Origin of the sequence: Pedobacter ginsengisoli, assembly GCF_030244015.1 — a bacterium.
Classification (GTDB): Bacteria; Bacteroidota; Bacteroidia; order Sphingobacteriales; family Sphingobacteriaceae; genus Pedobacter; species Pedobacter ginsengisoli.
Map to the genome: position 1 here is coordinate 829,217 of NZ_JASSYX010000001.1, position 25,254 is coordinate 854,470.

22 protein-coding genes are annotated in these 25,254 nt (G+C 43.6%); 10 read left to right on the forward strand and 12 right to left on the reverse strand.

All coding sequences use genetic code 11. The annotated features are described in order from the left end of the window. Positions 1-118: 118 nt before the first annotated feature. Together QEP08_RS03690 and QEP08_RS03695 are read left to right on the forward strand one after the other, a co-directional pair. Positions 119-1,363 (forward strand): M16 family metallopeptidase, encoded by a 1,245-nt coding sequence (locus QEP08_RS03690; protein ID WP_285055910.1) that lies wholly within the window; start codon positions 119-121, stop codon positions 1,361-1,363. After that, positions 1,356-2,630 carry a M16 family metallopeptidase gene (locus tag QEP08_RS03695; RefSeq protein ID WP_285055912.1) on the forward strand — a complete coding sequence of 425 codons (1,275 nt, stop codon included), beginning with the start codon at positions 1,356-1,358 and terminating at the stop codon, positions 2,628-2,630. The genes QEP08_RS03690 and QEP08_RS03695 overlap by 8 nt, the downstream gene beginning before the upstream one ends. Here QEP08_RS03695 and QEP08_RS03700 read toward each other — a convergent pair whose 3' ends face one another. Genes QEP08_RS03700 through QEP08_RS03710 form a run of 3 tightly spaced genes read right to left on the reverse strand, consistent with a single transcriptional unit; the run spans position 2,631 to position 8,575 of the window. Continuing rightward, positions 2,631-4,649 (reverse strand): DUF3858 domain-containing protein, encoded by a 2,019-nt coding sequence (locus tag QEP08_RS03700; RefSeq protein ID WP_285055913.1) that lies wholly within the window; start codon positions 4,647-4,649, stop codon positions 2,631-2,633. It abuts the gene before it with no gap. A gap of 25 nt (positions 4,650-4,674) precedes the next feature. Beyond that, positions 4,675-6,570, reverse strand: coding sequence for a DUF3857 domain-containing protein (locus QEP08_RS03705; RefSeq protein WP_285055915.1), 1,896 nt, complete (start codon positions 6,568-6,570; stop codon positions 4,675-4,677). A gap of 1 nt (position 6,571) precedes the next feature. Further along, positions 6,572-8,575, reverse strand: a complete 2,004-nt coding sequence (locus tag QEP08_RS03710; protein ID WP_285055917.1) for a DUF3857 domain-containing protein — start codon at positions 8,573-8,575, stop codon at positions 6,572-6,574. A 163-nt stretch (positions 8,576-8,738) separates the two neighbouring features. On the opposite strand from QEP08_RS03710, the gene QEP08_RS03715 reads away from it, so the two are divergent. Further along, positions 8,739-11,090: a TonB-dependent receptor gene (locus tag QEP08_RS03715; RefSeq protein ID WP_285055918.1), complete on the forward strand. Its 2,352-nt coding sequence runs from the start codon at positions 8,739-8,741 to the stop codon at positions 11,088-11,090. 3 nt (positions 11,091-11,093) lie between these two features. Next, positions 11,094-12,212, forward strand: coding sequence for a PepSY-associated TM helix domain-containing protein (locus QEP08_RS03720; protein ID WP_285055919.1), 1,119 nt, complete (start codon positions 11,094-11,096; stop codon positions 12,210-12,212). On the opposite strand, the gene QEP08_RS03725 is transcribed toward QEP08_RS03720, so the two are convergent. Together QEP08_RS03725 and QEP08_RS03730 are read right to left on the reverse strand one after the other, a co-directional pair. Further along, positions 12,189-12,728, reverse strand: a complete 540-nt coding sequence (locus QEP08_RS03725) for a YfiT family bacillithiol transferase (protein WP_285055920.1) — start codon at positions 12,726-12,728, stop codon at positions 12,189-12,191. The genes QEP08_RS03720 and QEP08_RS03725 overlap by 24 nt on opposite strands. 51 nt (positions 12,729-12,779) lie before the next feature. Further along, positions 12,780-13,697, reverse strand: coding sequence for a diacylglycerol/lipid kinase family protein (locus QEP08_RS03730; protein ID WP_285055921.1), 918 nt, complete (start codon positions 13,695-13,697; stop codon positions 12,780-12,782). A gap of 55 nt (positions 13,698-13,752) precedes the next feature. Here QEP08_RS03730 and surE point away from each other — a divergent pair, with 55 nt between their 5' ends. Continuing rightward, entirely contained in the window at positions 13,753-14,484 is a 732-nt protein-coding gene (surE, locus tag QEP08_RS03735) for a 5'/3'-nucleotidase SurE (protein ID WP_285055923.1), read from the forward strand. Here surE and QEP08_RS03740 read toward each other — a convergent pair. Continuing rightward, positions 14,460-15,533 (reverse strand): DUF3500 domain-containing protein, encoded by a 1,074-nt coding sequence (locus tag QEP08_RS03740; protein ID WP_285055925.1) that lies wholly within the window; start codon positions 15,531-15,533, stop codon positions 14,460-14,462. The two genes, surE and QEP08_RS03740, sit on opposite strands and share 25 nt — an antisense overlap. Positions 15,534-15,685: 152 nt before the next feature. Here QEP08_RS03740 and QEP08_RS03745 point away from each other — a divergent pair, with 152 nt between their 5' ends. Then, a complete protein-coding gene (locus QEP08_RS03745; protein ID WP_285055927.1) occupies positions 15,686-16,162 on the forward strand; it encodes an RNA polymerase sigma factor in 477 nt (158 codons plus the stop codon). 2 nt (positions 16,163-16,164) lie between these two features. Continuing rightward, complete coding sequence (locus QEP08_RS03750) at positions 16,165-16,704, forward strand: hypothetical protein (RefSeq protein WP_285055928.1); 540 nt, start codon at positions 16,165-16,167, stop codon at positions 16,702-16,704. A gap of 49 nt (positions 16,705-16,753) precedes the next feature. On the opposite strand, the gene QEP08_RS03755 is transcribed toward QEP08_RS03750, so the two are convergent. Then, complete coding sequence (locus QEP08_RS03755) at positions 16,754-17,020, reverse strand: hypothetical protein (protein WP_285055930.1); 267 nt, start codon at positions 17,018-17,020, stop codon at positions 16,754-16,756. 131 nt (positions 17,021-17,151) lie between these two features. On the opposite strand from QEP08_RS03755, the gene QEP08_RS03760 reads away from it, so the two are divergent. Beyond that, a complete protein-coding gene (locus QEP08_RS03760; protein ID WP_285055931.1) occupies positions 17,152-17,877 on the forward strand; it encodes a DUF92 domain-containing protein in 726 nt (241 codons plus the stop codon). Between the two features lie 131 nt (positions 17,878-18,008). On the opposite strand, the gene QEP08_RS03765 is transcribed toward QEP08_RS03760, so the two are convergent. The 4 genes from QEP08_RS03765 to QEP08_RS03780 all read right to left on the reverse strand — a co-directional run bounded on the left by QEP08_RS03765 (position 18,009) and on the right by QEP08_RS03780 (position 20,195). Then, on the reverse strand, positions 18,009-18,476 hold the full coding sequence (locus tag QEP08_RS03765; protein WP_285055933.1) for a pyrophosphohydrolase domain-containing protein: 468 nt from the start codon (positions 18,474-18,476) through the stop codon (positions 18,009-18,011). Positions 18,477-18,539: 63 nt separating this feature from the next. Continuing rightward, complete coding sequence (locus tag QEP08_RS03770; RefSeq protein WP_285055935.1) at positions 18,540-18,932, reverse strand: iron chaperone; 393 nt, start codon at positions 18,930-18,932, stop codon at positions 18,540-18,542. 24 nt (positions 18,933-18,956) lie between these two features. Further along, positions 18,957-19,520 carry a dihydrofolate reductase family protein gene (locus tag QEP08_RS03775; protein WP_285055936.1) on the reverse strand — a complete coding sequence of 188 codons (564 nt, stop codon included), beginning with the start codon at positions 19,518-19,520 and terminating at the stop codon, positions 18,957-18,959. A 246-nt stretch (positions 19,521-19,766) separates the two neighbouring features. Beyond that, a complete protein-coding gene (locus tag QEP08_RS03780; RefSeq protein ID WP_285055938.1) occupies positions 19,767-20,195 on the reverse strand; it encodes an SRPBCC family protein in 429 nt (142 codons plus the stop codon). Positions 20,196-20,419: 224 nt separating this feature from the next. On the opposite strand from QEP08_RS03780, the gene QEP08_RS03785 reads away from it, so the two are divergent. Further along, on the forward strand, positions 20,420-22,345 hold the full coding sequence (locus QEP08_RS03785; protein ID WP_285055940.1) for a glycoside hydrolase family 97 protein: 1,926 nt from the start codon (positions 20,420-20,422) through the stop codon (positions 22,343-22,345). A gap of 98 nt (positions 22,346-22,443) precedes the next feature. Here QEP08_RS03785 and QEP08_RS03790 read toward each other — a convergent pair whose 3' ends face one another. After that, complete coding sequence (locus QEP08_RS03790) at positions 22,444-23,160, reverse strand: GntR family transcriptional regulator (RefSeq protein WP_285055942.1); 717 nt, start codon at positions 23,158-23,160, stop codon at positions 22,444-22,446. 162 nt (positions 23,161-23,322) lie between these two features. On the opposite strand from QEP08_RS03790, the gene QEP08_RS03795 reads away from it, so the two are divergent. Continuing rightward, positions 23,323-25,242 (forward strand): GxGYxYP domain-containing protein, encoded by a 1,920-nt coding sequence (locus tag QEP08_RS03795; protein ID WP_285055943.1) that lies wholly within the window; start codon positions 23,323-23,325, stop codon positions 25,240-25,242. Positions 25,243-25,254: the final 12 nt, after the last annotated feature.

Below are 25,254 nucleotides of genomic sequence, written 5' to 3' on the forward strand. Positions count from 1 at the left end.
TAGATAAAATTGCCCCGCAGAACAAATTTATCAATCGCTCCTTTGTCATAAAAAACAATACACTATTATCACAATTCCCCCTTTCATAATTCCTATATTCGCAATTATTTTTCAACCTATGGTAGATTTTCACCGTTTTAGTTTGGCTAATGGACTCCGTGTACTGGTACACGAGGATGATACCACGCCGATGGCCGTTTTAAATATCTTATATGATGTCGGCGCACGCGACGAAGAACAGGATAAGACCGGCTTTGCACATTTATTTGAACACCTTATGTTCGGTGGCTCCATTAATATTCCCAGCTATGATGAGCCGCTCCAAAGGGTAGGGGGCGAGAACAATGCGTTTACAAGCAATGACATTACCAATTATTACATTACCCTGCCTGCTGTAAATCTGGAAACCGCCTTTTGGCTGGAGAGTGACCGCATGCTGAGCCTTGCTTTTTCAGAAAAAAGCCTGGAGACACAGCGCAATGTAGTTTGCGAGGAATTTAAACAGCGGTATCTGAACCAGCCCTATGGAGATGTATGGCTTAAATTAAGACCGCTGGCATATAAAACACATCCATACCAATGGGCGACTATAGGTCAGGACCTCAAGCAGATCGAAGATGCTAAGATGGAAGATGTAAAGGCATTTTTCAAAAAGCATTACAATCCGCAGAATGCGATCATGGTTGTAGGCGGCAATGTGAAGACAGCTGATGTAAAAGCCCTCGCTGAAAAGTGGTTTGAGCCTATTCCTGGTGGCGAAAAATACCACAGAAACCTGCCAAAAGAACCTTTGCAGACAGCAGCCCAAAGAGAATCCGTGCATGCCGAGGTTCCTCTTAATTCTATCTATATGGCCTTTAAAATGCCTGCCAGATTGCATCCTGAGTACCAAGCCTATGATCTCATGGCAGATGTACTTTCCCAAGGTCAGTCTTCCAGATTGTATAACAGTCTTTTAAAAGAACAACAGCTCTTTAGCGAGATCCATGCCTACATCACAAGCAGTATAGACGAAGGGTTGTTTGTTATAGAAGGCAAACTCGTGCAGGGCGTTCCTGTAGGCACAGCGGAGGAAGCCATCTGGACAGAACTTAAAAGAATGGCCCATCAGGAAGTGAGTGACCATGAACTGACTAAAGTCAAAAACAAATCAGAATCCATCATGGTCTTTGCAGAAATGAGCTTGCTGGATAAGGCCATGAACCTGGCTTATTATGAATTGCTGGGCAATGCAGAAGATCTGAATACGGAGATCGACAGGTATCTGTCTGTCACCCCTCAGCGGATTCTGCAGGCTGCTAAAACCACCTTTGTAGAAGAGCAATGTTCCACTTTATATTATTTAACAGCAAAAGATGCTTAACCGTACACTAGCCCCGGAATCAAAACAGGTAGATGAGATCAGTTTCATTGAGCCTTTAAAACAGACGCTGGACAATGGCATACCGGTATTCACTATAAATGCCGGCCAACAGGAGCTGGTACGGATTGAATTTATATTTGAAAATGTAAACTGGGATCCGGCAAAGCCTTTGCAGGCAGTTGCGGCTAACCACCTGATCAATAACGGCACAGCGCAGCTGACTGCGATGGAGATTGCAGATAAAGTAGATTATTATGGTGCCTTTTTGCAAACAGAATATGGCGCAGATCAGTCAAGCGTAAAGCTGTATACATTAAACAAGCACCTGGCTTCAGTTTTGCCTATTCTGCATGCGATTTTAAACGAAAGCATTTTTCCTGACCAGGAATTGGGCATCTTCATCCAGAATCAAAAACAGTCACTTCAGGTTAGTCTGCAAAAGAATGATTTTCTGGCAAAAAAGCATTTTGCGAATGCGCTGTTTGGAGAAACAACTTATGGTTCGAATATCAGACCGGCTGACTATGATGAACTGAACAGGCTCGACCTGCTCCAATATTTTAAGGCGGCCTATAAGCCCGGAAATTGTACCATAATTGTCGCAGGCAAGTTTGAAGATACAGAGTTTCATACATTAAACCAGATCATGGGCAGGGACTGGGATAACAATGAGCCTTCTGAAATCAATAAGTTTACTTTTGATCCTATAGCCGGAAGTGATATTTTCATAGAAAAACCAGATGCCATTCAATCAGCAATAAGAATGGGCACATTGGCGATCACCAGGAATCACGCTGATTTTCCCGGCCTGCAGGTATTAAACTGCATATTAGGTGGGTATTTTGGCTCCAGGCTGATGGCTAATATCCGGGAAGACAAAGGTTACACTTACGGCATCGGCTCGGCAATATCTTCCTTAAAAGACGCCGGTTATTTCTTTTTGGCAACTGAGGTCGGTGCAGACGTATGCCAGCTTGCCCTGACAGAAATTGAAAACGAGATCGGTCTGCTGAAAACTGAACTGGTTGGAGAGGAAGAACTCGATCTTGTACGCAATTATATGCTGGGTGCTATGCTGGGTAGTCTTGAAAACGCATTTTCCCATGCTGATAAGTTTAAAAACGTATACTTCTCGGGTCTGGATTATACTTATTACGGCAATTACATCAAAACGGTAAAAACAATTAGCGCTGAACACTTAAAAGAATTGGCCAACCGCTATTTGAATATTTCAGACTTCACGAAGGTGGTTGTCGGTAAAAAATAGTCAGCTTTTCTTGACCACAATTTGTTCTGCCTGTTTTCTGACTATATTGGTGAACAACTCCTTCAGATCATGATATTCCTGCACGGAATAAACTGATTTTCTGAAGGAGATCTTGCTGACTATGGAGATCTTATTCTCTTCCTGATTCACTGTAAAAGAAAAAGCCGCGGCATCTTCGAGCAAGCTGATCTTTTCATTTTGCGGAAGTTTGTCAAAAGAATATTCCTTAGGGATTTCGATGGTCAGGCGGTAGACTTCTTCACTTGGATGGCCAAAATCGACGGGATACTGCCTGTCTTCAATCTTGAATGGATTTTCTTTTGTCCGCTCAAACAGCAAAGGAGTGAAGTAGACAAGGTTCCCGGCCTCTTCTACATTATCCTCTATGACCACATCCATTGATTCGCCAAAGGGTTCATTCGGATTGTCAATATTTTCAGTTTTATATTCGCTGATCCCAAGACCTGGCTTATCTGCCTTAAATGATTTCAGGTATTCCACTTCATTAAGTGAATTAAGTTGCTTGTTTCTCCGCTCCAAAGCAATGTAGTCCGTAGTGAACGTCTGGAGCTTGCCGGTCAGCTTGTTTTCTTTGCTCAGTGTTAAATAGCCGTTGACGTTCTTTTTGCTTATTTTAAACTCGTCTGTATTGACCCAGCTCCCCGTATTGGTTCCGAAATCAACCCGGTAACCCTCATGGTTCAGGTTTTCAAAAGCTATTATATCCGGTGTATGGTTCTTATTTGTTGCGTCAAAAAAGATGTGACGTTCACCGATTTTTACATCAATGATCACATTGTCGAATTTGGTCAGTACAGGATATTTGGGATGTTTTCCATTTTCTCTGGTACTCAATATGATGGGACAGGCTTCGACCCTGGCTTCTTTAAACAATGCAAGCATGCTCAGGTTTATATCTGCAGCATTACCAGTCTTTTTTTCAAATACCTGCTGGGCGCTTGTGCTTGAGCCATAAATCCCTGTTTGATTGTTCCACTTAATGTTGTTTTTTACATAGTCAAAGATCAGAAAAGGAACACTATCTGGTTTGGTATCCTGTTTTACGATTTTGGCGACCGTGGTCTTCACAAAATCATTGGGAGCAAGAAATCCGCCAAAATTATTGTAACCTCTGAGTTTGGCTATGACTTTAGGCCAGGTCGGGATGTAGTCCATAAAGGACTGGCCAGGCATCCTTATAGAAGTTAGTTCAAATTCTACTTTACTGATGTATTCATCCATAGTAGGTACGTACTTTTCCACCTTAAGGGCAGGTACATTCTCTATCCTGAACTGTGTCCTCGCAATCTGTGCGGTCGCCGCACCATAATAAGAAACCATGTTCTGCTGGCCCAGTTCCCGCTTTGACGCTACTTTGATCAAACCAGTCTGGCTCATGTTGTACTTGAGAAACTGGGGGATGCTTACGTCATACTCTGAGTACAGGGTGGGGATGTTTTTTTGGAAATGCCAGTTCAGTGTACCCAGGAAATCAGATTTTATCTTGTATTTAAATTCTATTATTGAGCCTTCTTTGACATTGGGCAGTGCAAACTTTTTGATCGTAAAGTTTTTATCCCGCCTTTCGGTAAACTTGGAGCTCTTGCTGATCTTGCTGATCACTACCTTACCGTTCTCCATATTATAAGTGGCACCCTCCATGTCATCAAGGTAACTCTCATCGTCGTTAATGTTAAAGAGCGGAATTTCCAGGTTGGCAAAATCATAACCTGCCTTATTGATGATCTTGTACCTGATGTGACGTTCCAGGACGTATACGAAGCTCGCTTTTCTGCCAGCCAGTTCAAATATGGCCTTTCCCACATCAAAAAGCACTACCGCCGATGCAGCGGAGTCTGCACCGCTTATTTTGGTCTCAAATTCTTCCGGAGTAATCTTCCCGTACTTGAATGTTCGCTGAGCTACTTCCTTTGGTACAGGTACTGTCTTTTCCTGGGCAAAGGAGATCGAGTTAACTCCAAATAATACTGCAAAAAGAATAAATCTCATGTGGTTCATGCCTGCGTAATTTAGTATTATAACGTTATTCCATTTTGGCCAGAATGCTTTTTTGCTTGTCCGCCTGGTATATCTTCTTATAAAAAGCAGCAAAGTCGTTGTATTTTTCCGGCGGATATTTTTTACTGACCATCATTTTAGTCCGTGTATAGACCAGTTTATCATCTTTTGCAGTAAATTTTGCACTGTACTTTCCAAATTCTGACTCTATAGAAATGTCTTTGGGTATGAATTCAATTTTATATCCCTTAGGTATCGTATAAATGATTTCATCTTCATCTTTAAAACTGTAATTTACAGCAAAGGATGTTTTACGATCTTCAACAATTGTCACAGCAGATTCTTGTCTGTTGAGCAGGTTTAAAGTAAGGAAGAGTTTGTCGCCTCCTTTAGTCAATAACTGCGAAGCTTTTAAACTAATCTTTTCTGTGAGCATGGCCGTGTTTTTATCTGGCTGGAGATAACTTAATGTACCAATCTGCATGTTTGGAATGCTTAAAGAATTCATCAGGCTTTTGCGTTGCTCGGTGGGATCTACGATCAGCATCCTTAAGTTTTCCTCAAACTGTGCATATCCGTATTGCGTCTCTATTTGGATATCGGCGTTGCCTTCTTCATTTAAATCTACTCTGGCAGATCGCTTTTGATAATTGTCTGCAGGGTTGTATACCGGAGTCCGGGCAAGTTTCCCCCCATTCTCAGTTATCAGCAAAACGGTTCTGTCTGAATTGTTATTGCCAATATAGCCCAATGGTACATATTGGCTTGTACATTCCAGCCAGGTAGTGTCTTTTTCCAAAGGCACACAAAGAATCATGTGGTTGGCCTGATTTACGCTGGCAAAGTTCTTGTTCAAAGACGGCATGCCATTGCCTATTACCACCAGATTTGATTTTATACCAGCTACTTCCAACATGGCTTTCATGTAATTGGATAACGCCTTGCAATCCCCATAATTTACTGAAAACACTTTTTCTGCCGCTATAGGTTTATAACCGCCAATTCCAAGCTGCACACCTACATAGCGTGTATTTGCCTGCAAATGCCTGTAAAGTACACTTATTTTTTCCTCCGGTGTTTTAGCGTCTTTTATTAGATTGAGGATTTTCACTTTTGCCGCTTCGGGAAGCTCTTGCATGCCACTGCTGAGATTGTACATCCAGGAGCCAAGATTTGCCCAGTTTTCAATGTTGGCTTTTGAGTTGTCATACTCAAACTGGTTTGGCGCCAGGGTCACCCAGGGCATGACGTTCCGCATTCCGGTACTCATTGGTTCATATTCTAGTGCTTTCACATTCCGGCAACTCCATTTATACTGCAACTTATCCTTCACCTTGCTGGAATCCGTCGCTAATCCCTCACTTTTCAGGTATTTAAAAGTCATTCCCTGAGGGAGCTTAAACACAAAACTGGATGTTTCAACGGCCTGGTTCCAAGTACTTGCTGGATACCAGTCAGGGTAGGTCCTGATCCCGGTAAAATCCACACGATAGCTGTATTCAATGGTGTAAGGATAACTGGTATGAGAAAATTCCAGGTATTTTACCCGGTCATCCTGATACATGGTGCCGTCAGATACCACACTTCTGTCCCTGAAGTCTGAGGTTTTATAGTCTTTAATTTTTTTGCCGGCAGCGTCATATAACGAAGCTTTCAAATCAGATATACTGGAGAATTTGTTATAAAACTCATGCATATTAGATGCAGCATCTCCGCTTTTATTCAAGATAGTAACGGCTGTCCTGTATTCCATCATGGCACTTCCCGGGTTCTTAACATCATAGACCTGCTCTTCATTCCTGATCACTACAGAAGCATTTTTTAGCAGTTCTGCCGGTATTTTACTGACATCATATAGCACCTGTGCGTTTGCGCTTATAAAACAGGAAAAACTTATGACAAAAAGTAAGCATGTTTTCATGTCAGATCTTTTTAAGTACGATTTGCTCGGATTGTTTTCTAACAATATTCTTGAAGAGTTCCCTTAGATAGGTATATTCTTCATTTGTATAAACAGGTTTTTTAATAGTAATTTTACTGGTGATCATCATTTTGCTGCCGTCAGAAGCGAAGATGAAACTGAATGAAGCGGATTCGTCCGGCAATATCACCTTTTCATTCTTTGGGGCCTTATCCAACTGATAATTCTTTGGGAGATCTATGGTCAAACGGTAGATCTCTTCTGTCGCATAACCGAAGTCTACGGGAAATTTTCTGTCTTCAAGTCTGAAGGGATTTTCTTTAGTCCTTTCAAACAACAGGGGTGTAAAATAAGCAAGGTTGCCGGCTTCTTCTACATTGTCTTCAATGGTCACATCCATGGTCTCTGTCAACGGCTCAGTCAGGTTATCCAAATTACCTATTTGGTAGTTCTTAATTCCCAGTCCGGTTTTCCCGGTTTTATAGGTTTTTAGAAAGTCTTCCTCGTTGGTGGCCGACAGGTACTCATTCCGCCGGTTAAGCCCTTCGTAATTTGTAGAACTCATGTAGAGCTTGCCGGTCATTTTATTTTCATCGGTCAGCGACAAGGCATAAGTAATCACTTTTCTGCTCAGACTGTTGTCATCCAAAGAGACCCATTTTCCATTTTCCTGCGCCAGATCAACCTGGAAACCTTCATGATTCAGGTCATTGTATGAAATAAGCCCGGGAAAATGATTCTTATCAGTGGCATCCAGAAGTACTTGTTTATCACCGGTCCCGGCCAGCACAATTACATTGTTAAATACGGAGAGCATCGGAAGACCAGGATGAATCCCGTTATCCCTGGTACTGAGCAGAACCGGAGAAGCAGTTATTCCTGCTTCTGTAAGCAACATATACAGGCTAAGATTGATATCTGCCGAATTGCCTGTTTTTTTCTCGAAAATTGTCTTTGGATTTACATCAGAACTATAGAAATGATGGTCATCATTCCATTTTATATTGTTCTTAACGTAATTGAATATCAGCTTTAAAGTCGTATCCGCATTGGTATTTTCCTTTACTATTGACTTGAGAAGTGTCTTTATATAGCTTTTTCTGTTGATAAAGCCTCCAAAGTTCTCATCATCTTTAAGACCTTTGATTAGCTGCGGCCAGGTATTTGTGAATTCCCGGTAAACTTGTCCTGGAACGGTAATGGACGTCAGCTCAAACCCAATCCTGCTGATATGGTCACGCATGGTGGTTACGAAACTTTCCGTCTTTAGTGCCGGAACGGAATCCGCATGGTAATTCATTTTTAAGCACCCTAGTGATGCCGAACCGCCTGAAGTCATGAAATTCTGATTGACACGTTCTTGTTTAGGATTTAAAAATACATATCCTCCACCTGTTACTCTGTATTTATACCATTCCGGGATGGTGATCTCGTATTCTGAATGAAGCGTAGGTATTTCTCTTTGAAAATTCCATGACCTTAACGTATAGATAAAATCAGATTTCAAACGATATTTATATTCTATAATCGATCCCTCTTTGACATTAGGCAGTGCAAATTTTTTAATGGTATAGTTCTTATCCTGCTTTTCTGTAAACTTAGATTCCTTATTGATCTTATTTACAGTCATTTTGCCATTTTCCATACTATAGGTGGCTCCATCCATTTGCTCTAATGCAGTTTCAAAATTATTTTTTCTATAAAGTTCCAGTTCAAGATTTCCATAATCGTATCCACTTTTATCGAAGATCTTATACCTGACGTGCCTTTCCATAACATACATGAAATCACCGGTTTTTGGACTCAATTCAAACCAGCCTTTTCCCACATCAAATAAAACCACCGCACTGGCCGCAGAATCCTTGCCAGCCGCCTTTACTTCAAACTCAGCAGGACTGACCTTTCCATATTTAAAATCTTTTGGTTTTACCTTTTTCTCCTGCGCACAGGTTAACAATGCCGCTGTGAGCAAGCAGCATAAGAGCGTCATTATCTTGGTATTCATTGAGCTTAATTTAGATAAGCAATAATAATAATTTAAACTGAAAAGTAAAAAATTTATTAGTCAAATAAATGCCTTGGTTTCGGGAATTAATGCACATGGGTTAAAATTATTTGTACTGAGTCTAAATAAGTCTATATTTGCGCCAAAATAATTTCAATATTTCATGAAATACCTTCAGATCAAGTTTACTATCGTAATTTTTGCAGCGATTTCTCCCCTGTATATTCTGGCTCAAACAGGAAAGGGTGCCATCAACGGGACAGTAAAAGATTCCTTAAACCATACAGTTCCTTTTGCAAATATTCAGATAAATGGACTGAAGATAAAAACTACTTCCAACGGGTCTGGAAATTTTACTTTAGCAGGCGTACCTGCAGGCAGTCAAACCGTCAGGATTTCTATCACCGGTTATAAAATTAAGGAACAACAGGTAACAGTGGCTGCCGATCAGGCTTCCACGATCGATTTTATACTGGCTGAGGCCAATGCCGATCTGAAAGAAGTAATCGTATCAGCAAGCAGAAGGGCAGAGTCCCTGGCGCAGACACCTTCGTCTGTTACCGTGCTTACTGCAAAAGAAATTGCAACCCAGTCTGTGATCAGTCCCAACATTGCTAATATTCTTTCTTATAGTGTACCTGGCCTGGGCACATCGACCAACCAGACTGGGAATTCAGGACAAACCCTCAGGGGAAGAAATGTCTTGGTGCTGATTGATGGAATCCCGCAGTCTACCCCCTTACGGGCTGGCGGAAGAGATATCCGAAGCATAGACCCCTCTGTTATTGAACGTGTTGAAGTGATCAAAGGTGCTACTGCCATATATGGCAATGGGGCAGAAGGTGGTTTAATTAACTACATTACCAAAAAGGCCAACGCCGGCAAACAATTTGGCGGATACTCACAAGTTGGACTTACCGGTAATCTTGAAGGCGACAGTACGATCGGTTACCGGGCAACACAACAATTCTATGGAAAAGTAAAGAAGTTTGATTATATCGTTAGCGGGATGTTTGAAAAAACAGGAGTTTACCGTGATGCAGAAGGGTTGGTTATCTCTCCGGAATACGGCCTTGGCGAAACCAAATCCTACAATGGTTTCGCAAAAGTAGGTTATGACATTAGCCCAAAACAGCGGCTGGAACTGATGTACAATTATTTTAGCTCCAGACAGGATTCCAGGTACATCACAAAAGCGGGGGTTTACGGAGAATCTCCGGCGATTGGCATAGCTGGCAACAGACCCGGTGTAGACGAAGGAACCCGGTTTAACCACAATTCAAACCTCCAGTATACCAATCAGCAGGTATTCGGAAATACAGACCTTACTGCAAACCTATACTATCAGGACTTTTATACAATTTATTCAAACGCCGCATCCTTTTATGGCGGCGGACAATCGGCTATTACTTCCACAAAAAAAGGTGCCCGTTTAAACCTGAATACGCCATTCAGGATCACTCCGCTTGTGCCGATGCAGGTAAACTATGGACTGGACCTGATGAACGATGAGACCGCCCAAAACCTGGTTGATGGCAGGGCCTGGGTACCCGAGATGAACATGGTCAATTTTGCACCTTACTTTCAGGCAAGTGCCAGCTTATTTACAGACCTGATACTTAAAGCAGGAATGAGGGCTGAAAATATAAACATTGACGTCAATGATTTCTCTACGCTTGCTACCGGTGCCAACGGAGCAGGCAGCATTGCAGTCAAAGGAGGCAAGTTAAACTACGATGCCTTCGTTTTCAACGCCGGAGCAAGGTATTCTAAATTTAAATTGTTCAATCCTTTCATCAGTTACGCGCAATCGTTCTCCGTATTTGAACTGGGCAGGGTGCTCAGGGCCGCAACAAGTAATACCTTGGCCCAGCTGGAAACCAAACCGATCATCGTAAATAATTATGAGGGTGGCTTTAGCAGTACCATAGGAAAGTTTAACTTAAGCGCTGCCTATTACTACAGCACATCGAAACTGGGCGCCAATCTGCTGGAAGTTGATGGAAAATATATTTCCCAGCGGATTCCTGAACGGGTGTATGGTTTTGAGATCCAGGCAGATTACCAGCTGCTCAAAGACCTGGCAATTGGAGGCAACTATGCTAAAGTAGAAGGAAAAGGTGATGTAGACAACGATGGCGAATTTGACGGGCCAACAGACGTTTATCTGAATACGACCCGTATCCCTCCGTCGAAAACAACCGGTTATGTCAAATATTCAGGGCTTAAAAATTTAATTGTCGACCTCAACTGGATGCGGATCGGCAGCAGAGACCGCTTCAAGACCAATTCCAGCGGTAAATATTTAATTGGTGAAGGCCCGGTCAAAGATTTTAACCTGTTTAACCTTGCGGCAACTTACCAGGTGAACTCAGCATTAAGAGTCAATCTGGGAGTAGAAAACATGCTGAATAAAAATTATTATCCAAGTATATCCCAGTTTTATGGCAGCGGGATCAATTATGTAAGGGGCAACGGGCGCAGGTTTAACCTGTCTGCGGGATACTCATTTTAGTCCATGCGTAAAAGATTTAAAGACATCATCAGGCAAATACATTTGTGGCTGGGCTTAGGCACCGGCCTCATTGTTTTTGTGGTCAGCATTACAGGCTGCACATATGTCTTTGAAGAGGAGATCAGGGAAGCCACCCAAAAAGAACGGCTTTATGTCCCGGTGCAGCAAAAACCCTTTATAGGGCTGGATAAAGTGATTACTGCTTTTCAAAAGGCAGCTCCCAACGAAAAGATCAGCGTCATCAGGATGACAAATTCTACGCCAAATGCGACTGTGGAAATCGCCTCCAAGAAGAATACTTACTATTTTAATCCTTATGACGGACAACTCGTCTACAAAGGTAGGCACGACTGGCTGGACACCGTAGAAGAAATCCATATGACCCTGCTGATGGGTGAAACCGGTAAATTCATCCAGCGCTGGGCGGTAGTGGTCTTTGTGTTGATGCTCATCACAGGGATTATCCTCTGGTTCCCAAATCAGATGCGCTTGCTGAAACAATCGCTCCGCATCAAATGGAAAGGCTCTTTCAAAAGGGTTAACTATGATTTGCACAATGTACTGGGTTTTTACGCCTCATGGATCCTGATCATCATTTCGTTAACCGGGCTTTTTTTCGCTTTTAAAGAAGTAAAAACGGCAGCCAGTTTTTTCACGGGAAGCAAGCTTACAGAGGGCAAAAAACAACCTCCTGTTGAAACTCCGGTCATCGAATCACTAGCGCTGCGGTATGACTATATTTACAAGACCACAGCTTTAAAATATCCGGGCGCAATTTCAACAAGTATATCCATCAGGAAAGGGGGTGAGCTCCGGCTTCGGATGATCTATCCCTACAAATGGGCGAGAAATCAAAATACGTTCTTCTTCAATGAAGCCAGTGGTCAGCTCCTCCGCGCCAAACGCTACAAAGAATTCAATGGCGCTGATCTGATTGAGGCCACCAATTATGATCTGCATACCGGCCGTTTGTTCGGCTTGCCCGGTAAAATCATCGCCTGTATCGCAGCGCTGATTTCCGCAAGTCTGCCCATAACCGGATTTATCATCTGGCTGAAAAAAGGAAAAAAAAGAAAGAGAAGGATCAGGAAGAGAAGGTCACCAGCCCATTCTTTTGCGTAAGGACAGGATATGCTCCGCATGATGCGAACAGTGCCAGCCATAATTATTTGTCATTTGCCAAAGCGGTACATACTCTTTATTTCCAGGATGATAATACTGACGCTCCCATTGCTCATGGGTGAGGTTGTCGAGAACAGTAGTCCAGCGCCTATGCAGTGCATGTAATAGTGTAATAGATACATTCAAAGGCACCAAAGTCACATCGGGCAGTTCCGCCCAAAGCTGTTCCTCATATGGAGTGATGACCGGCGTCTCTTCTGTTAATGCCAGTTTCAGCCGGATGTAAGCGTTCATATGGCTGTCAGCCATGTGGTGCACAACCTGTATTATATTCCAGCCACCGGGCCTGTAAGGTGTGTTCAGCTGCACCTCGTCAAGATTTTGAATACAATAGTCCAAAAGCAAGGGTAATGATCTTATAGACCCAATCCATGAAGCGAGTTTGTCGGAGTTAAAATCTGCCGATGGTACAAAACGACCAATTGGGTACATTAATTTTTCCAGTGAAACTTCCATTTTTTATATTGAAAATACGCTGTGTTAAAATTAGCATAAATCTTTACTCTTTTAATCTTGTTTTGTCGCTGTTACCATTTCCAGCAAACTGTCCAGTAAGGAAATCTCCAGATTGACTTCGTCATATGCTTTGATCACCTGGTCATCCCCATGCACATCATGTCCCTTCCAGTTAATGCTCAGGCTTTTGGTGCGTATAGGTTTGATTGGGAATACAGGATCTTTTAGCGCCATTTTCTCTGATACATAGTCTTCCATTTTTCTTCTTTGCGTTTCAGTGACGATCACCAGGTCAAAATAACCATCTTCTGAATCAGCATCTTCACTCAGTTTAAGGTGAGGCCCCAGGCTTGAAATATTCATGATCTCAATCATGATGGCCCGGCCTTCAATAATTTTATCATTTACCTCAATTCTAAAAGGGACGGGGGAATAGGCCCTGGTAATCTCCAGCAGCGCTTTCAAGGCCATTTCAAATTCAGCTTCTGCACTGTTGATGTGGTCCCTGTTCATCTTCTTCAGTGTTTTCATGAGCCTTGGAAACAAACCAAAACCAAATGATTCGATAAAATAAGATGCCTTTTGAAGGCCGGCAACCTGCCCGACATCAAACTTTTTCAGATTGTAGCCGGCCCAGGAACTGATATTCCTGGTGTTGTTCTGAGGAATGTTAAGTGAAGTAGCAATATTGTTGGCTGTTCCAAAAGGAAGTAAAGCAATCGGACGTTTGTATTTTAATTTTTTGTTCAGCAAAGACATAATGGTCTTCCTGATCGTACCGTCACCCCCCGCTATCACAATAAATGCAGTTTCCGGTTTTATGATTTTACGCAGTTTCTTTTTAGAAGATGAATACTCGCAACGGTATCCGTGTGACTCTATCAGCTCGATGATCCTCTTCTTAGAGTATTCACCATCGCCAGCAGTGGGGTTATGCACTAATCTGACCAGTTTGCTCTTTTTTTTCATATTGACTGAACAAAATGGTGCTAGATAAGGTTTTAAACCTAAAAAATAATCTGCTATGAAAATCCTGATCACCAATGACGATGGTATATACAGTCCCGGAATAGCCGCACTCGCGAAAATTGCCCTGCGTTTTGGTGATGTCCGGATTGTTGCCCCTGATGTAGAGCAATCATCAATGGGTCATGCCATAACACATTCCAGGCCGCTGTCAATTAAAAAATCTCCTATTGTATTTGAAGGTATAGATGCTTACCGGGTGAATGGCACACCTGCAGATTGTGTGGCTTTAGGCCTGCACGTTTATCCGGATACAAATATCGTGTTGTCCGGAATAAACATGGGACCAAACCTTGGTAATTCCATGTGGCATTCGGGAACACTTGCCGCCGCAAAACAGGCTGTTTTACTGGGCGTGAGGGGAATTGCCCTCAGTACTCCCGTAGGCAAAACTGAGCCGGATTTTAAAGCGCTTGATACTTATGTCGAAAAAGCACTCGCAGAATTGCTGTCCAGCACGACCCTGGGTTTGTACAATGTGAATTTCCCCCCGGAGCCATCCGGGATCAGGTGGACAAGGCAGTCTGTCCGGCTGTATGATGGGAAAGTAGTGCCGGGAATAGACCCCATGCAAAGAAAACACTACTGGATCACCGTGAAGCCTTTAGAAGCAGCGGAGGAAGGCACAGACCGGTGGGCTATAGAAAATCACCTGGTTTCCATCACGCCCTTAAGACTGGATCTCACCAATGAAGCAGAACTGGTTCAGAAATTCCATAAATTATTGTAATCCAGGCGATGGTCTCTGAAAATAGTATGGTAATGCGGCTGGTTGGAATACACGCCGGGCTGGCATGCAAATTCAATCCACACACCCGGGCCATCGATCCGGACATAATCTGCGATTACCTTTAAAAAGGAAGCCGGATCACCACTTACCCCAGCATCGTTTCCGGAATAGGCGATATAGGTATCAGAGAGTTCTTTGGTGTAAGTCTTCAGTAGTTTTGCCCTGATATCCGCATCAATGTCATTGAGCCAGGGCATCATGGCTGCGATAACCTTAGCTTTAGCCCCCGCATTGAGCTCACCCACACGAATACCCGCTTTGGCAGCCGGGAATTTGCCGTCTTTGGCAGTACCCAGCAGGACGTCACCAAATTTGTCACTAATCTTTGCTTTAGCCAGTTCATCCGCGCTAAACGAAGCCAGCATATCCGCCATGGCGTCATGTTCCTGCACTAGCGGAGCATATTTAACATTATCTGTAGTCCATTCCCTCGGATCCCCGCCCAGAAAAATAGGGGTAGCACTCGCAGTCTTACCTTTGTTGTAAACTATATTTTGTGCATAGTGATGACCCCCGAACTGAAGCATCCAGGTTCCTGTTGCGCTCGGTTGTCCCAAAAAGGCAATGATATATTCTCCAGGACCATATCCGGACCTGCCGCTTTTTCCAATTACCCCGTCTGCGAGTCCTATCTGCAGAAACTCGTCATACCCTTCATTCGCAGCCGTACCAGAAGCTGCTTTGATCACCGCTTTTGCTGCATTCAGCTGAACATCATTAAGCTCGCTAAACTCCAGACCGTTTCTGTTAGCTGCCCCGCCGGGAATATTTGTCCATTTTACAGAAGCCGTTCTGGTCAGGGGAATTTCCAGCCGGGCGATCTGCTCTGCTGTCAAGGTAGCTTTAAAGGCATTTGCCAGGCGCAATACATTTTCCGCAACCCCCAGTTTGGTATGGACTGATTTTTTATCCGCAGGAGTAAAGCCTGCAGCAACACAGGTAATTGCTGCAATGGCTGCAGCAGCATAAAGATTTTTCAAACCGGGCATGTGGTTAAATTTAAGGGCTTATATTAAAGTTGTTTAAATTTATAACATTCCCTTCAAAATAAGAAAGTATCTTTTCTGTGGTGTAAGTATTTTATGTTTTCGCCTACTTATTGATAAACGACATCATATGAATATTTCAACAATAGAAAAATATGGATGAGCAAGGATTTCTGGCACTGATGGAAACAAACCAGGGAATCGTCCATAAAATTTGTCGCATTTACCGTGATGGAGCTGAAGACCGTGAAGATCTGTTTCAGGAGATTACCTATCAGCTCTGGAAAGCTTTTCCATCATTTAAAGGCACAGCAAAGGTAAGTACCTGGATGTACCGCATTGCGCTCAATACCGCAATTGCTTCCTTTCGCAGAAAACGGCCGGGCCTGGAATATCATCCTGTACTGCCGGACTACGCAGATGAGATACCCGACGAAAATCTGGCGATCAGACAAGAACAATTATTTGCGGCATTAAAACAGCTGGACGACGGAGAAAAGGCGATCATAGCGCTTTACCTTGAAGACCTGAGCTATCGCCAGATCGCAGAAGTCACTGGTATCAGTGAAAGCAATGTCGGAGTAAAATTAAACCGTATAAAACATAAGATTCAAAAAATTTTAAACTTATAAAGATGGAACTTGATCAATTAAAGTCGACATGGAATGCCTCAGGGGTATCCTCAAAAACAACTGAAGAACTAAAAACAATGCTGTTGGAAAGCAGACATCCGGTGCTCAAAGAAATCAGGAAACAGTTTGCCATAGAAATTGCCGGCTGGTCTGTTTTCCTGCTCTGCTATTACACTATGTTTGATGGCGATCAGAAACCCGTATTTATAAACCTTATTCTGGTGATGACCGTTCTTTGTTCGCTGGTCCATAACCTCAGCGGGTATAGTTTTTCCAAATACCTGATCAGCGGCAGCAATATCAAGGCTTCACTCGAACGTTATCTTTCGAAGATAAAAAGCTTTGCAGTGGTATCTGTGTTTACAAGACTATTGTTTATGGCAGGCTTCCTGTTGTTCTTTACTTACAATATCCAGTTCAATGCGACCAAATACCTCTTGCTCGTCGCAATGGGCCTGGTTTTTTTAGCTCAGCTGGTATGGCTTGGCAACTTGTGGGCCAAACGGATCAGGACTTTGGCAAGGACAATCGGGGATTTTTAGTAATTCGTACCTAATGTATTTTCTAATCCGAAGGATGCTTTTATCCAGGTTAGGTATCAGCTGTCATATATTTTTTAATCTCTGATTCAATTTTGCCGCAGGACACGAGGAAGGGTTTATCGGTAACTTCAACAGCGATTTGATCACCGCTAACGGTATAATTTCCCCGGAAAGAAAGGCCCAGAGCAGAAAATGAAAATTCTCCGCCGGTCTCATCTCCCTGAAATGATCCGTGCTGACCTAAAATGGCTGCTTCAAGTTTGCTGACCATTTCCGTTTTAGGTTTGGTGTATTCAAATGTGAAATTACATGCCATGATTTAAATCGGTTAATAGCTATTGCTTTGAGATTCCGGCAGTCATCGCTGAAAACTCTGCATGTATAACCAGATTTAAGCATTTTTGTTTGTTCTGTATATAGCCGGCAAAAGTATTAATTTTACGCGCTATGATGATCCCCGCCGGAACCGCTTTCTTTTTAGTCCCTGCTTTGCTGGGTGTGATGATGGCGGTTTGTGTGAAGGCAAAAAAGCTGACCATAGCCGCGGCGCTTACCGCTGGGATAATCGGTGTCGTTGTTTACCTTGCGGTGCAGTTTCAGGGTTTGCTGATGCTATGCGGATTTTTTATTTTGAGTGTGCTGGCGACTGCTCATCAGAAAACACTTAAGGCCGGGCTGGATACTTCAGGAGCGCATACGCAGATCAGGGATGCAGGGCAAGTATTTGCCAATGGCGGTGTAGCGGCGATAATGGCACTCGCAGCCATCACTGATCCCCTCCACAGCAAATTGTACCTGCTCATGATGGCTTGCAGTCTGGCATCAGCACTGGCCGATACATTGTCGTCTGAACTGGGCATAGTTTATGGACGGCGGTTTTACAATATCATCTCATTTAAAAAAGAAACCAGGGGACTCGACGGAGTTGTGAGCCTGGAAGGTACACTGATAGGAGTGGCAGGTGCATTAATTGTTGCACTGACCTATGCAGTTTTTACAGGTTTTGATGAAAAGATCTGCTACATTACAATAGCCGGAACAGCGGGAAATCTAACAGATTCCATACTTGGCGCCACACTGGAACGCAAGCGCGATATCGGAAACAATACGGTCAACTTTCTCAATACACTTTTTGCCGCGCTGACCGGTATGCTGCTTTATTTGTTCTTCTAAAGCTAAATTGATGCCTAACGGCACGTTCTGATTTTTAGCAATTACAGCCTCGGTCCGATGTATTACCGGAGATTCATCCCTGGGCTTCAATCTTAAAAGACAATCAGTCTATGCATTCGCATAATTGGAACCTATAAAAGAATTCCCTTCAGATCTGCGGGAGAATAGTTAATGGACTTCAGTGTTTTATTGTCATTAGTCCGGTATACCAGAAATAAAGATTCCTCTTCCTTATGGTAGGCATCGCACTGATGGTTCTTCCTATAGTGCTGGATCGTTTCATGTGCTTCCGCCTCAGATTTACAGGCCTTACTCATGTTGGAACGGTGCACTTCATCAAACAGCTCCTTGAACTTGCCTGCCAATCCAAATTCCAGGATAGCCCCGGACAGCACATACTGAAGATCGCAAAGTGCATCAGCTACCTCCACAAAATCATTCGCTTCAATCGCTTGTTTCAATTCCTGAAGTTCCTCGGCCAGTAAAGAAACACGCAGGTTAGCCCTTTCCTTTGCGGGAATCCCCGGAGTTTCCTTTATCGGGTGCTTAAATGTTTTATGAAACTCTGCTACTTTGTTTAGTGGGTTTGGCTCTTGCATGGCTGTTGATTTAATTGGGTTTAAAATTACAATTATTATTCAAACCCAAATTCAGGGAGCCGTTTATTTTTTCTTTTTAGTAGCTTTCGCCTCCGCGATCTCTTTATTTTCCTTTACCCTGAATTTTGTCATTTCCGCGATCAGCTGATAGGGCACCGGCTGGTCCAGTGGAAACTGAACCGTTGATTTGCTACGTTTATATGGAGACAGTTCTTTTTCAAATACCTCAAATACCTTAAAGGGCGCGGTAGACACGGAAACGTGCTTTTGATACGCTGAATAATAGATCAGCATGCCATAATACCTAAAGGCAGGGATCTGGTAGCTGATCAATTCCTCAGCATCAGGGGCATTCTCTTTCATCACCTTTCTGATCTCCTGCAAAATAAGCTGTACATTTTCCGGAAAGGTTCCAATGTATCCATCAATCGTTTCAAATTTTTCTCTTTCTGCCATGATCAGTTATTATTTATTTACAGATTATTTGATATTTAGAGGTTCATAACTAAGAGTAATTATCCCGCTGCTGAATGTGCGCGTGTTGATAAGTTTCAGGTCAAGCTTATTTTTTAAGCCCTGAAAGACAGGCGTCCCGGCTCCAAGAGCTACAGGATCTATCATGATTTCATAGCCATCAATGAGCCCTTCATCGGCAAACTGGGTAACAATGTTTCCGCTTCCGAGTATGGTCAGGTCTTTGCCCGGAGTATTTTTCAGCTTTCTGATGTGATCTGCAATAGCTCCGCTCATGATAATTGTATTGTTCCAATCTGCCTTCTGCAGGGTATTTGAAAATACAATCTTTTCTGATCTGTTCATTCTTTCGGCGACCACGGGAATATTTTTAATCGCCTCAGCTGTCGGCCAAAAGCCAGCCATCATTTCATAGGTGATGCGTCCGAACAGCAAAATGTTTTCTGCTTCCAGCGATTGTTCAGAGTACTCGCTTTCCTCTCCGCCATGCCGGTGCCAGCTGATGTCGTTGTGTAAATCTTTATAGTACCCGTCAATGCTGATAAAATTGAATACGCTTAATTTTCTCATGTTTTAACTCTAAATGTTTATGAAAATAAACTAATAAGTACCGTCCTTTTGAATCCTCAGACACAGTATAGGACACAGTGATAAAGTCCAGTGAAAGTTCATGGTTGATAGGTCCTTGATACGACCTTGGGTAGCCCTCCCTTAGGGGTTGCTTCGTCCGTGGACCTACCAACCCTTAAGGGAGGGCTACCCAAGGGCCTGGAAGATATGGACTTTCACTGGACTTTCACTGGACTTTGCATAGTATTAAAGCTTCTCTTCGGTATACTTTTTGAAGTTGTCCAGGATCGCCTGCCAGCCACCGCGCTGCATCTCGATCGGGTTGATCTCTTCAGGATCAAAAGTCTCTGTTACTTTGGTGGCATTACCGTCAGCGTCAAAAGTGATCTTTACCTTTCTTCCGTCAGACATGGTGTAGGTGATCAGCTCATTGGTTTTAACTTCGTCATAAATACCCTCAAAATCAAAACCAAAACTTCCGTCTCTGGCTTCCATGCGTGAGAGGAATTTGCCGCCTGCACGCAGGTCATTTTCCGCACGGGGTGTATGCCAGTCCGGTGATGGGCTGCACCATTTTGTGATGTGTTCAGGTTGATTCCAGGATTCCCAAACTTTAGCTACTGGTGCGTTTACTGTTGCTGATACTGTGATTGTTGTGTTTTCCATTGTTTCCATTACTATAGGGTTTTAAATTTATTGTTCTTCTTTGATATTGTAAAGGTAGGACAGGTACTGACCAATTGAAATGGGTAAAAACGACAATTCGAGGGGGGATTAACGACTGTTCCAGAGAAATTTGTTAGTTTAGGTTCTGAACCAGATGTAAGCACAAAATGAAACCTATAAAACGAACCGTAAGTCTACTGCTATTTATTCTTTATTGTTGCCCGTACTGCGCTTTGGCACAGGTACATACAATTTTAAAATCGCCGGACGGTAATGTCGTTTTTTCCTTTAAGCTGAAAGATCATAAACCCTTTTACCAGGTGGCTTACAAAGGCAAAATACTGATCAGTGATTCGGAACTTGGTTTTGTGTTTAAAGAAGGAGGAGCGTTTGGGCCAGAACTGAAACGTTCCAAAGTTGTGTTCAGTAAGATGGATAGCTATTATGAACTGCCCATAGGAAAAACAAAAACGGTACATGACCTGCACAGTCAGGTGCTGATCCCATTGATAGAGAACAAGTCAGACAGGCGCCAAATTAACATGGTGGTCAGGGCATTTAATGACGGACTGGCTTTTCGATTTGAATTTCCAAAGCAAAAAAACTGGGATGCCTATACCATGACCGATGAAAACAGCAGTTTTAACCTGGCCGGCAATCCGGGTGTCCGCACGCTGATCTTTGACAATTATAACAACAACCATGAGGGCCTGTATCAAAAAATGCCCATTTCTGATTTGAAAGAAGGGCAGCTCATGGACATGCCGGCGCTATTTGAGTTTCCAGGGAAACAATATATGGCCATTACCGAGGCCAGCCTGAGGGACTATGCCGGAATGTACCTCAGCAAGAAAAATGGCGTTCTGAAAAGCCAGCTTTCACCGCTGCAGGGTCAGCAGGAACTTAAAGTCAAGGCGGTATTGCCGCACCAGACCCCCTGGAGGGTGATGATGATCAGCGACAGGATCGGTGCGCTGATCGAATCCAATATTCTGACCAGTTTAAATGAACCCTCAAAGATCAGAGATGTGTCCTGGCTCAAGCCCGGCAAGACCTCATTCCACTGGTGGAATGGTGATGTTGTTCCCGATACTAATTTTGCTCCCGGTGCCAATTTTGAGACCAATAAATACTACATAGATTTCTGTGCGAAGAACAATATCGAATATCATTCTGTGATCGGTTATGGTGGTTTTGCCTGGTATCCGAACGACTGGATCAATTATGCGGTAAAAGGAAAATACTCGGATGTGACCAGAACGATTGCTTCCCTGGATATGAAGCGCATCTGCGATTACGCGCAGAGTAAGGGGGTCAACATCCATGTATGGGTCAACTGGATGGCCTTATATCCGCAATTGGAGGCAGCTTTCACGCAATTTGAAAAATGGGGGATTAAAGGCATGATGGTCGATTTCCTGGACCGGGACGATCAGGAGATGGTCAGGATCCAGGAAGAAATCCTGCAGCGGGCAGCAGCACACAAGCTGTTTATTCAATTTCACGGCGCATACAAACCGACGGGTTTAAACCGTACTTATCCAAATGAATTTACCCGGGAAGGCACTTATAATTACGAGCAGAACAAATGGCTGCCTCAGGGTGTCACCCCTGAGCATGACCTGGATATTGCCTTTACCCGCTTGCTGGCCGGTGCTGCTGATTACCATTTGGGGGGATTCAGAGCCGTTAAGCCTGAACAGTTCAAAACCCATTATGTGAAACCAATGATGGCGGGCACGCGCTGCCACATGCTGGCCATGTATGTCGTGCTGGAAAGCTATCTGGCTATGGTTGCAGATTACCCCGAAGCTTATGAAGGAGAGCCCGGTTTTAACTTTTTAGGGCAAGTACCTACGGTCTGGGACGAAACAAAAGTGCTCAACGCAGAAGTAGGCGGGTTTTTGACAGTTGCACGCAGAAAAGGGAACGACTGGTATGTGGGTACGATCAATAACAATACTGTCCGGGAGCTGAAGATCCCGCTTGACTTCCTGCCTTCAGGGACATTTAACGCGGAACTGTATGCAGACGGGCCGGAGACCGCTAAAAATCCGAATGCTTTGATTAAAACATCAAAGGCTGTAAGCAAAACTGATGTGGTCATCGTAAAAATGGAACCAGGGGGCGGACAGGTAATGCGGCTGCTGAAACAGTAGTGTCCTGCAAAGAGTTTTTCTACAATGTTTTTTCGACTGCTTCTGCTGTCTTAACTTTTCTGGTATCTGAATGTTTCTGCTGTGTGAAGATAAATCAGTTAAAAATAATCCTGCAGAAAGTATTCTTCCGTATTGCAGTACAGTGAAGAATAGATGTTGAGGTTTTTGATGTTGGTCTGAAGTCTTCTTTTCATGTGCACCAGCGGATGGCTTGTTTTAACATCAAGTAGTTTACTGATCCTTTTATCTCCGTTTATGGCCCAGATTTTCTGCTCACCTTCTTTTATTTTGACCTGGTAATGCTCGTCCAGTATTTTAAATAAGGACCGGTTTTCCAGGCTCCGGGAAGTAAACCTGGGCAGGTTCAGGTTGGTGATGAAAGTTTCCTCGTAGAGCAGCGGCAATTTTTCCAGATACCTCAGCCGGGTAAAAAAGATGCAGCCGCTGGCCAGTTCCTCTTCGTTCAGGTCATAAAAGAACCCGGCGGGCCAGTCCTGTCTGACCGGTTTCTCAAGAATACTTGTAGTCAGTGCTTTGTCGCCTATACCCGCTGTTACCCCTCTCAGGGAAAGAATCCCCAGGCCTTTTTTAGGTTCGGATACAATGCTTCCTTTTCCATGCCTGCGGGTAATGTAACCGGAGATCATCAGTGCAGACAGTGCCTGCCGTATTGTGACCCTTGTGGTGTTGTAGGTCTTGCAAAGGTCATTTTCCGAAGGCAGCAGATCGCCTTTTTTATAGTTTCCTTTATCAATCGATATTTTCAGGTCGTCAATTACCTTTTGGTACAAGGGTATCATTTCTTTTTTGTTCATCTTCGGTATACGGGGTTGGGGTAAAGGTAATCATTTAAAGAAAATATTTTTTAGACGGCAGCGCTATATAAATATTGTCTTGTATATACAAGTTATGATTTCTTATTTGTATAATTGTCCGGTAGTTCGCATAGCTTTAAGTGATTAACCAAATACAAACTGATGCATAGTTTCAAAAGACTGTTTCCGATCTTTTTCCTCCTGCTGCTGGTACAGACAGGGCAGGCCGATGTGTATGCACAGAACAAGCAGAAAATAGCGTTGTTTGACCTGGGTTATACCCTTAAACCGGACATGAAAAATGAAGCCAATGTTCATATGGCATGGGACCATGCACATACACTGGCAACCCTGCAGGGAATTGTAAACCGGAAATCACCGAGGCTATATCTTTTTTTTATTGAAAACGCAGGGGTAAATATAGACCGCTACTGGTGGGATAAGTACCGTAAACCCGGCAAATGGTTGCACAACGCAGATACTCTGTTGTATACTGATCTTATTAAACTGATCGGTTCATTTAAACAGGATATCAAGGGCGCGGTTGTTTATGACCCTAAAGTGCCGGCAACCAGCAATGTGGCTTCTTCTGTAGCCGGGGCCGATGAACTGATCGCCATCAGGTATGACCTCAGTGAAGGCAGTTTATACCGCAGGCTGGTACTGGAAGGCCCAAAAATCCCGGTTAAAAAATGGCTGCTCAAACCGGACGGGGCATCCTTATTCACAGGAAAGGGCTTCGTTCCTGATACCAAAAGACCTTCCTCGGGCTCTGCCAAAAACGACGCTTACCTCTGGTTTATAGAAAACTACATAAAAACCGGTAAATGCAATACGGCTTACGGCGCGTATTACCTCGATCAGCAATGGATGCAGAAACCTACGGCAACCCGCATCAATCACCATACCTTGTCCAACCACGATTTTTTTGTGAGCAAGAATGCTTTCTTTTACGATTTGAGCCCTTGGGGTGATGAAAGGGCAACAGATGACAAAGCTCAGCAGCAAGGTACGGATTTAAATACGCTAAAAGAGCTTCTTTTACTTGCTTATCAGCGCAATGGAAATGGTAAGCGGTTTACGTACCTGGGCGGTTTTCCGCCCTGGGCCTATAAGTATACCAAACATGCGGGGGGCAAGCATGAAGACGTGGAAACCGAGTGGGAATATTCCAGGGTAATCAGCGCTTATAACGCATTTAAAGATGCGGATGCTATTGGTTTTGGCGCGCTGGCCAATGCTTCATTCTGGCAGCATTATCCTTTAAAAAAGACCTACAAGCAAGACTGGGTTACGCAGGATGAGTTAAAGAAAAAAGGTTACCTGGATGCCAATGGCAAACTTCAGCTTAAGGACAAGAATTACTATATTTTCTATGTGGGCGATTATGATGCTTCCTCATGGCTTTCGCAAACTACGCCAGATATCTGGGACAGTCCGGACCGTGGCAAAGTGCCTTTGATGTGGAGCATCAGCCCGGTACTGGCACAACGGGTACCCATGGCGATGGAGTACAGAAGGGAAACCGCTACGCCGAATGATTATTTTGCAGCTGCGGACAATGGCTCGGGCTACCTGATGCCGGGAATGCTGCAGGCACCAAGGGCCATCTCCGGCTTGCCGGATGCGGTAGAACAGTGGGCAGGCCACAATGCACCTTATTATAAACAATGGGGCCTGTCCATTACTGGATTTGTAATCGACGGGCTGGCTCCTGCAATGAACAGCAGGGGGCTGGATGCTTATGCCAAATTCAGCCCCAACGGGATTGTACCCCAAAAGGTTCCTTTAACTTCGTTACATGGCAATATGCCTGTCCTGCGCGCCGGAGAAGATGTGAACCAGGACAATCCGGCTGAAGCCGCAAGAATCATTGTTGACCAGATCCACAAAAGAAATATACCTTTCCATTGGTTCCGGAATATTTTGAAAGTACCTTCATGGCATGTTAAGGTAGTGGAGGAAGTTAAAAAACTGGACCCTAAAGCAGAACTGCTGGACGCGCCGACGTTTTTCGAGCTGTACAGGACTTATCTAAAAGAAAATCCGCAGGCGGCGGCAGGAAAAGCGCCATTTAATTAGGAATTGAGATAC

What these genes read in the sequence shown, in the direction of transcription:
- QEP08_RS03690 (WP_285055910.1), top strand. Translation starts at nt 119, where the DNA reads ATGGTAGATTTTCACCGTTTTAGTTTGGCTAATGGACTCCGTGTACTG.
- QEP08_RS03695 (WP_285055912.1), top strand. Translation starts at nt 1,356, where the DNA reads ATGCTTAACCGTACACTAGCCCCGGAATCAAAACAGGTAGATGAGATC.
- QEP08_RS03700 (WP_285055913.1), bottom strand. Translation starts at nt 4,649, where the DNA reads ATGAACCACATGAGATTTATTCTTTTTGCAGTATTATTTGGAGTTAAC.
- QEP08_RS03705 (WP_285055915.1), bottom strand. Translation starts at nt 6,570, where the DNA reads ATGAAAACATGCTTACTTTTTGTCATAAGTTTTTCCTGTTTTATAAGC.
- QEP08_RS03710 (WP_285055917.1), bottom strand. Translation starts at nt 8,575, where the DNA reads ATGAATACCAAGATAATGACGCTCTTATGCTGCTTGCTCACAGCGGCA.
- QEP08_RS03715 (WP_285055918.1), top strand. Translation starts at nt 8,739, where the DNA reads ATGAAATACCTTCAGATCAAGTTTACTATCGTAATTTTTGCAGCGATT.
- QEP08_RS03720 (WP_285055919.1), top strand. Translation starts at nt 11,094, where the DNA reads ATGCGTAAAAGATTTAAAGACATCATCAGGCAAATACATTTGTGGCTG.
- QEP08_RS03725 (WP_285055920.1), bottom strand. Translation starts at nt 12,728, where the DNA reads ATGGAAGTTTCACTGGAAAAATTAATGTACCCAATTGGTCGTTTTGTA.
- QEP08_RS03730 (WP_285055921.1), bottom strand. Translation starts at nt 13,697, where the DNA reads ATGAAAAAAAAGAGCAAACTGGTCAGATTAGTGCATAACCCCACTGCT.
- surE (WP_285055923.1), top strand. Translation starts at nt 13,753, where the DNA reads ATGAAAATCCTGATCACCAATGACGATGGTATATACAGTCCCGGAATA.
- QEP08_RS03740 (WP_285055925.1), bottom strand. Translation starts at nt 15,533, where the DNA reads ATGCCCGGTTTGAAAAATCTTTATGCTGCTGCAGCCATTGCAGCAATT.
- QEP08_RS03745 (WP_285055927.1), top strand. Translation starts at nt 15,686, where the DNA reads ATGGATGAGCAAGGATTTCTGGCACTGATGGAAACAAACCAGGGAATC.
- QEP08_RS03750 (WP_285055928.1), top strand. Translation starts at nt 16,165, where the DNA reads ATGGAACTTGATCAATTAAAGTCGACATGGAATGCCTCAGGGGTATCC.
- QEP08_RS03755 (WP_285055930.1), bottom strand. Translation starts at nt 17,020, where the DNA reads ATGGCATGTAATTTCACATTTGAATACACCAAACCTAAAACGGAAATG.
- QEP08_RS03760 (WP_285055931.1), top strand. Translation starts at nt 17,152, where the DNA reads ATGATGATCCCCGCCGGAACCGCTTTCTTTTTAGTCCCTGCTTTGCTG.
- QEP08_RS03765 (WP_285055933.1), bottom strand. Translation starts at nt 18,476, where the DNA reads ATGCAAGAGCCAAACCCACTAAACAAAGTAGCAGAGTTTCATAAAACA.
- QEP08_RS03770 (WP_285055935.1), bottom strand. Translation starts at nt 18,932, where the DNA reads ATGGCAGAAAGAGAAAAATTTGAAACGATTGATGGATACATTGGAACC.
- QEP08_RS03775 (WP_285055936.1), bottom strand. Translation starts at nt 19,520, where the DNA reads ATGAGAAAATTAAGCGTATTCAATTTTATCAGCATTGACGGGTACTAT.
- QEP08_RS03780 (WP_285055938.1), bottom strand. Translation starts at nt 20,195, where the DNA reads ATGGAAACAATGGAAAACACAACAATCACAGTATCAGCAACAGTAAAC.
- QEP08_RS03790 (WP_285055942.1), bottom strand. Translation starts at nt 23,160, where the DNA reads ATGAACAAAAAAGAAATGATACCCTTGTACCAAAAGGTAATTGACGAC.
- QEP08_RS03795 (WP_285055943.1), top strand. Translation starts at nt 23,323, where the DNA reads ATGCATAGTTTCAAAAGACTGTTTCCGATCTTTTTCCTCCTGCTGCTG.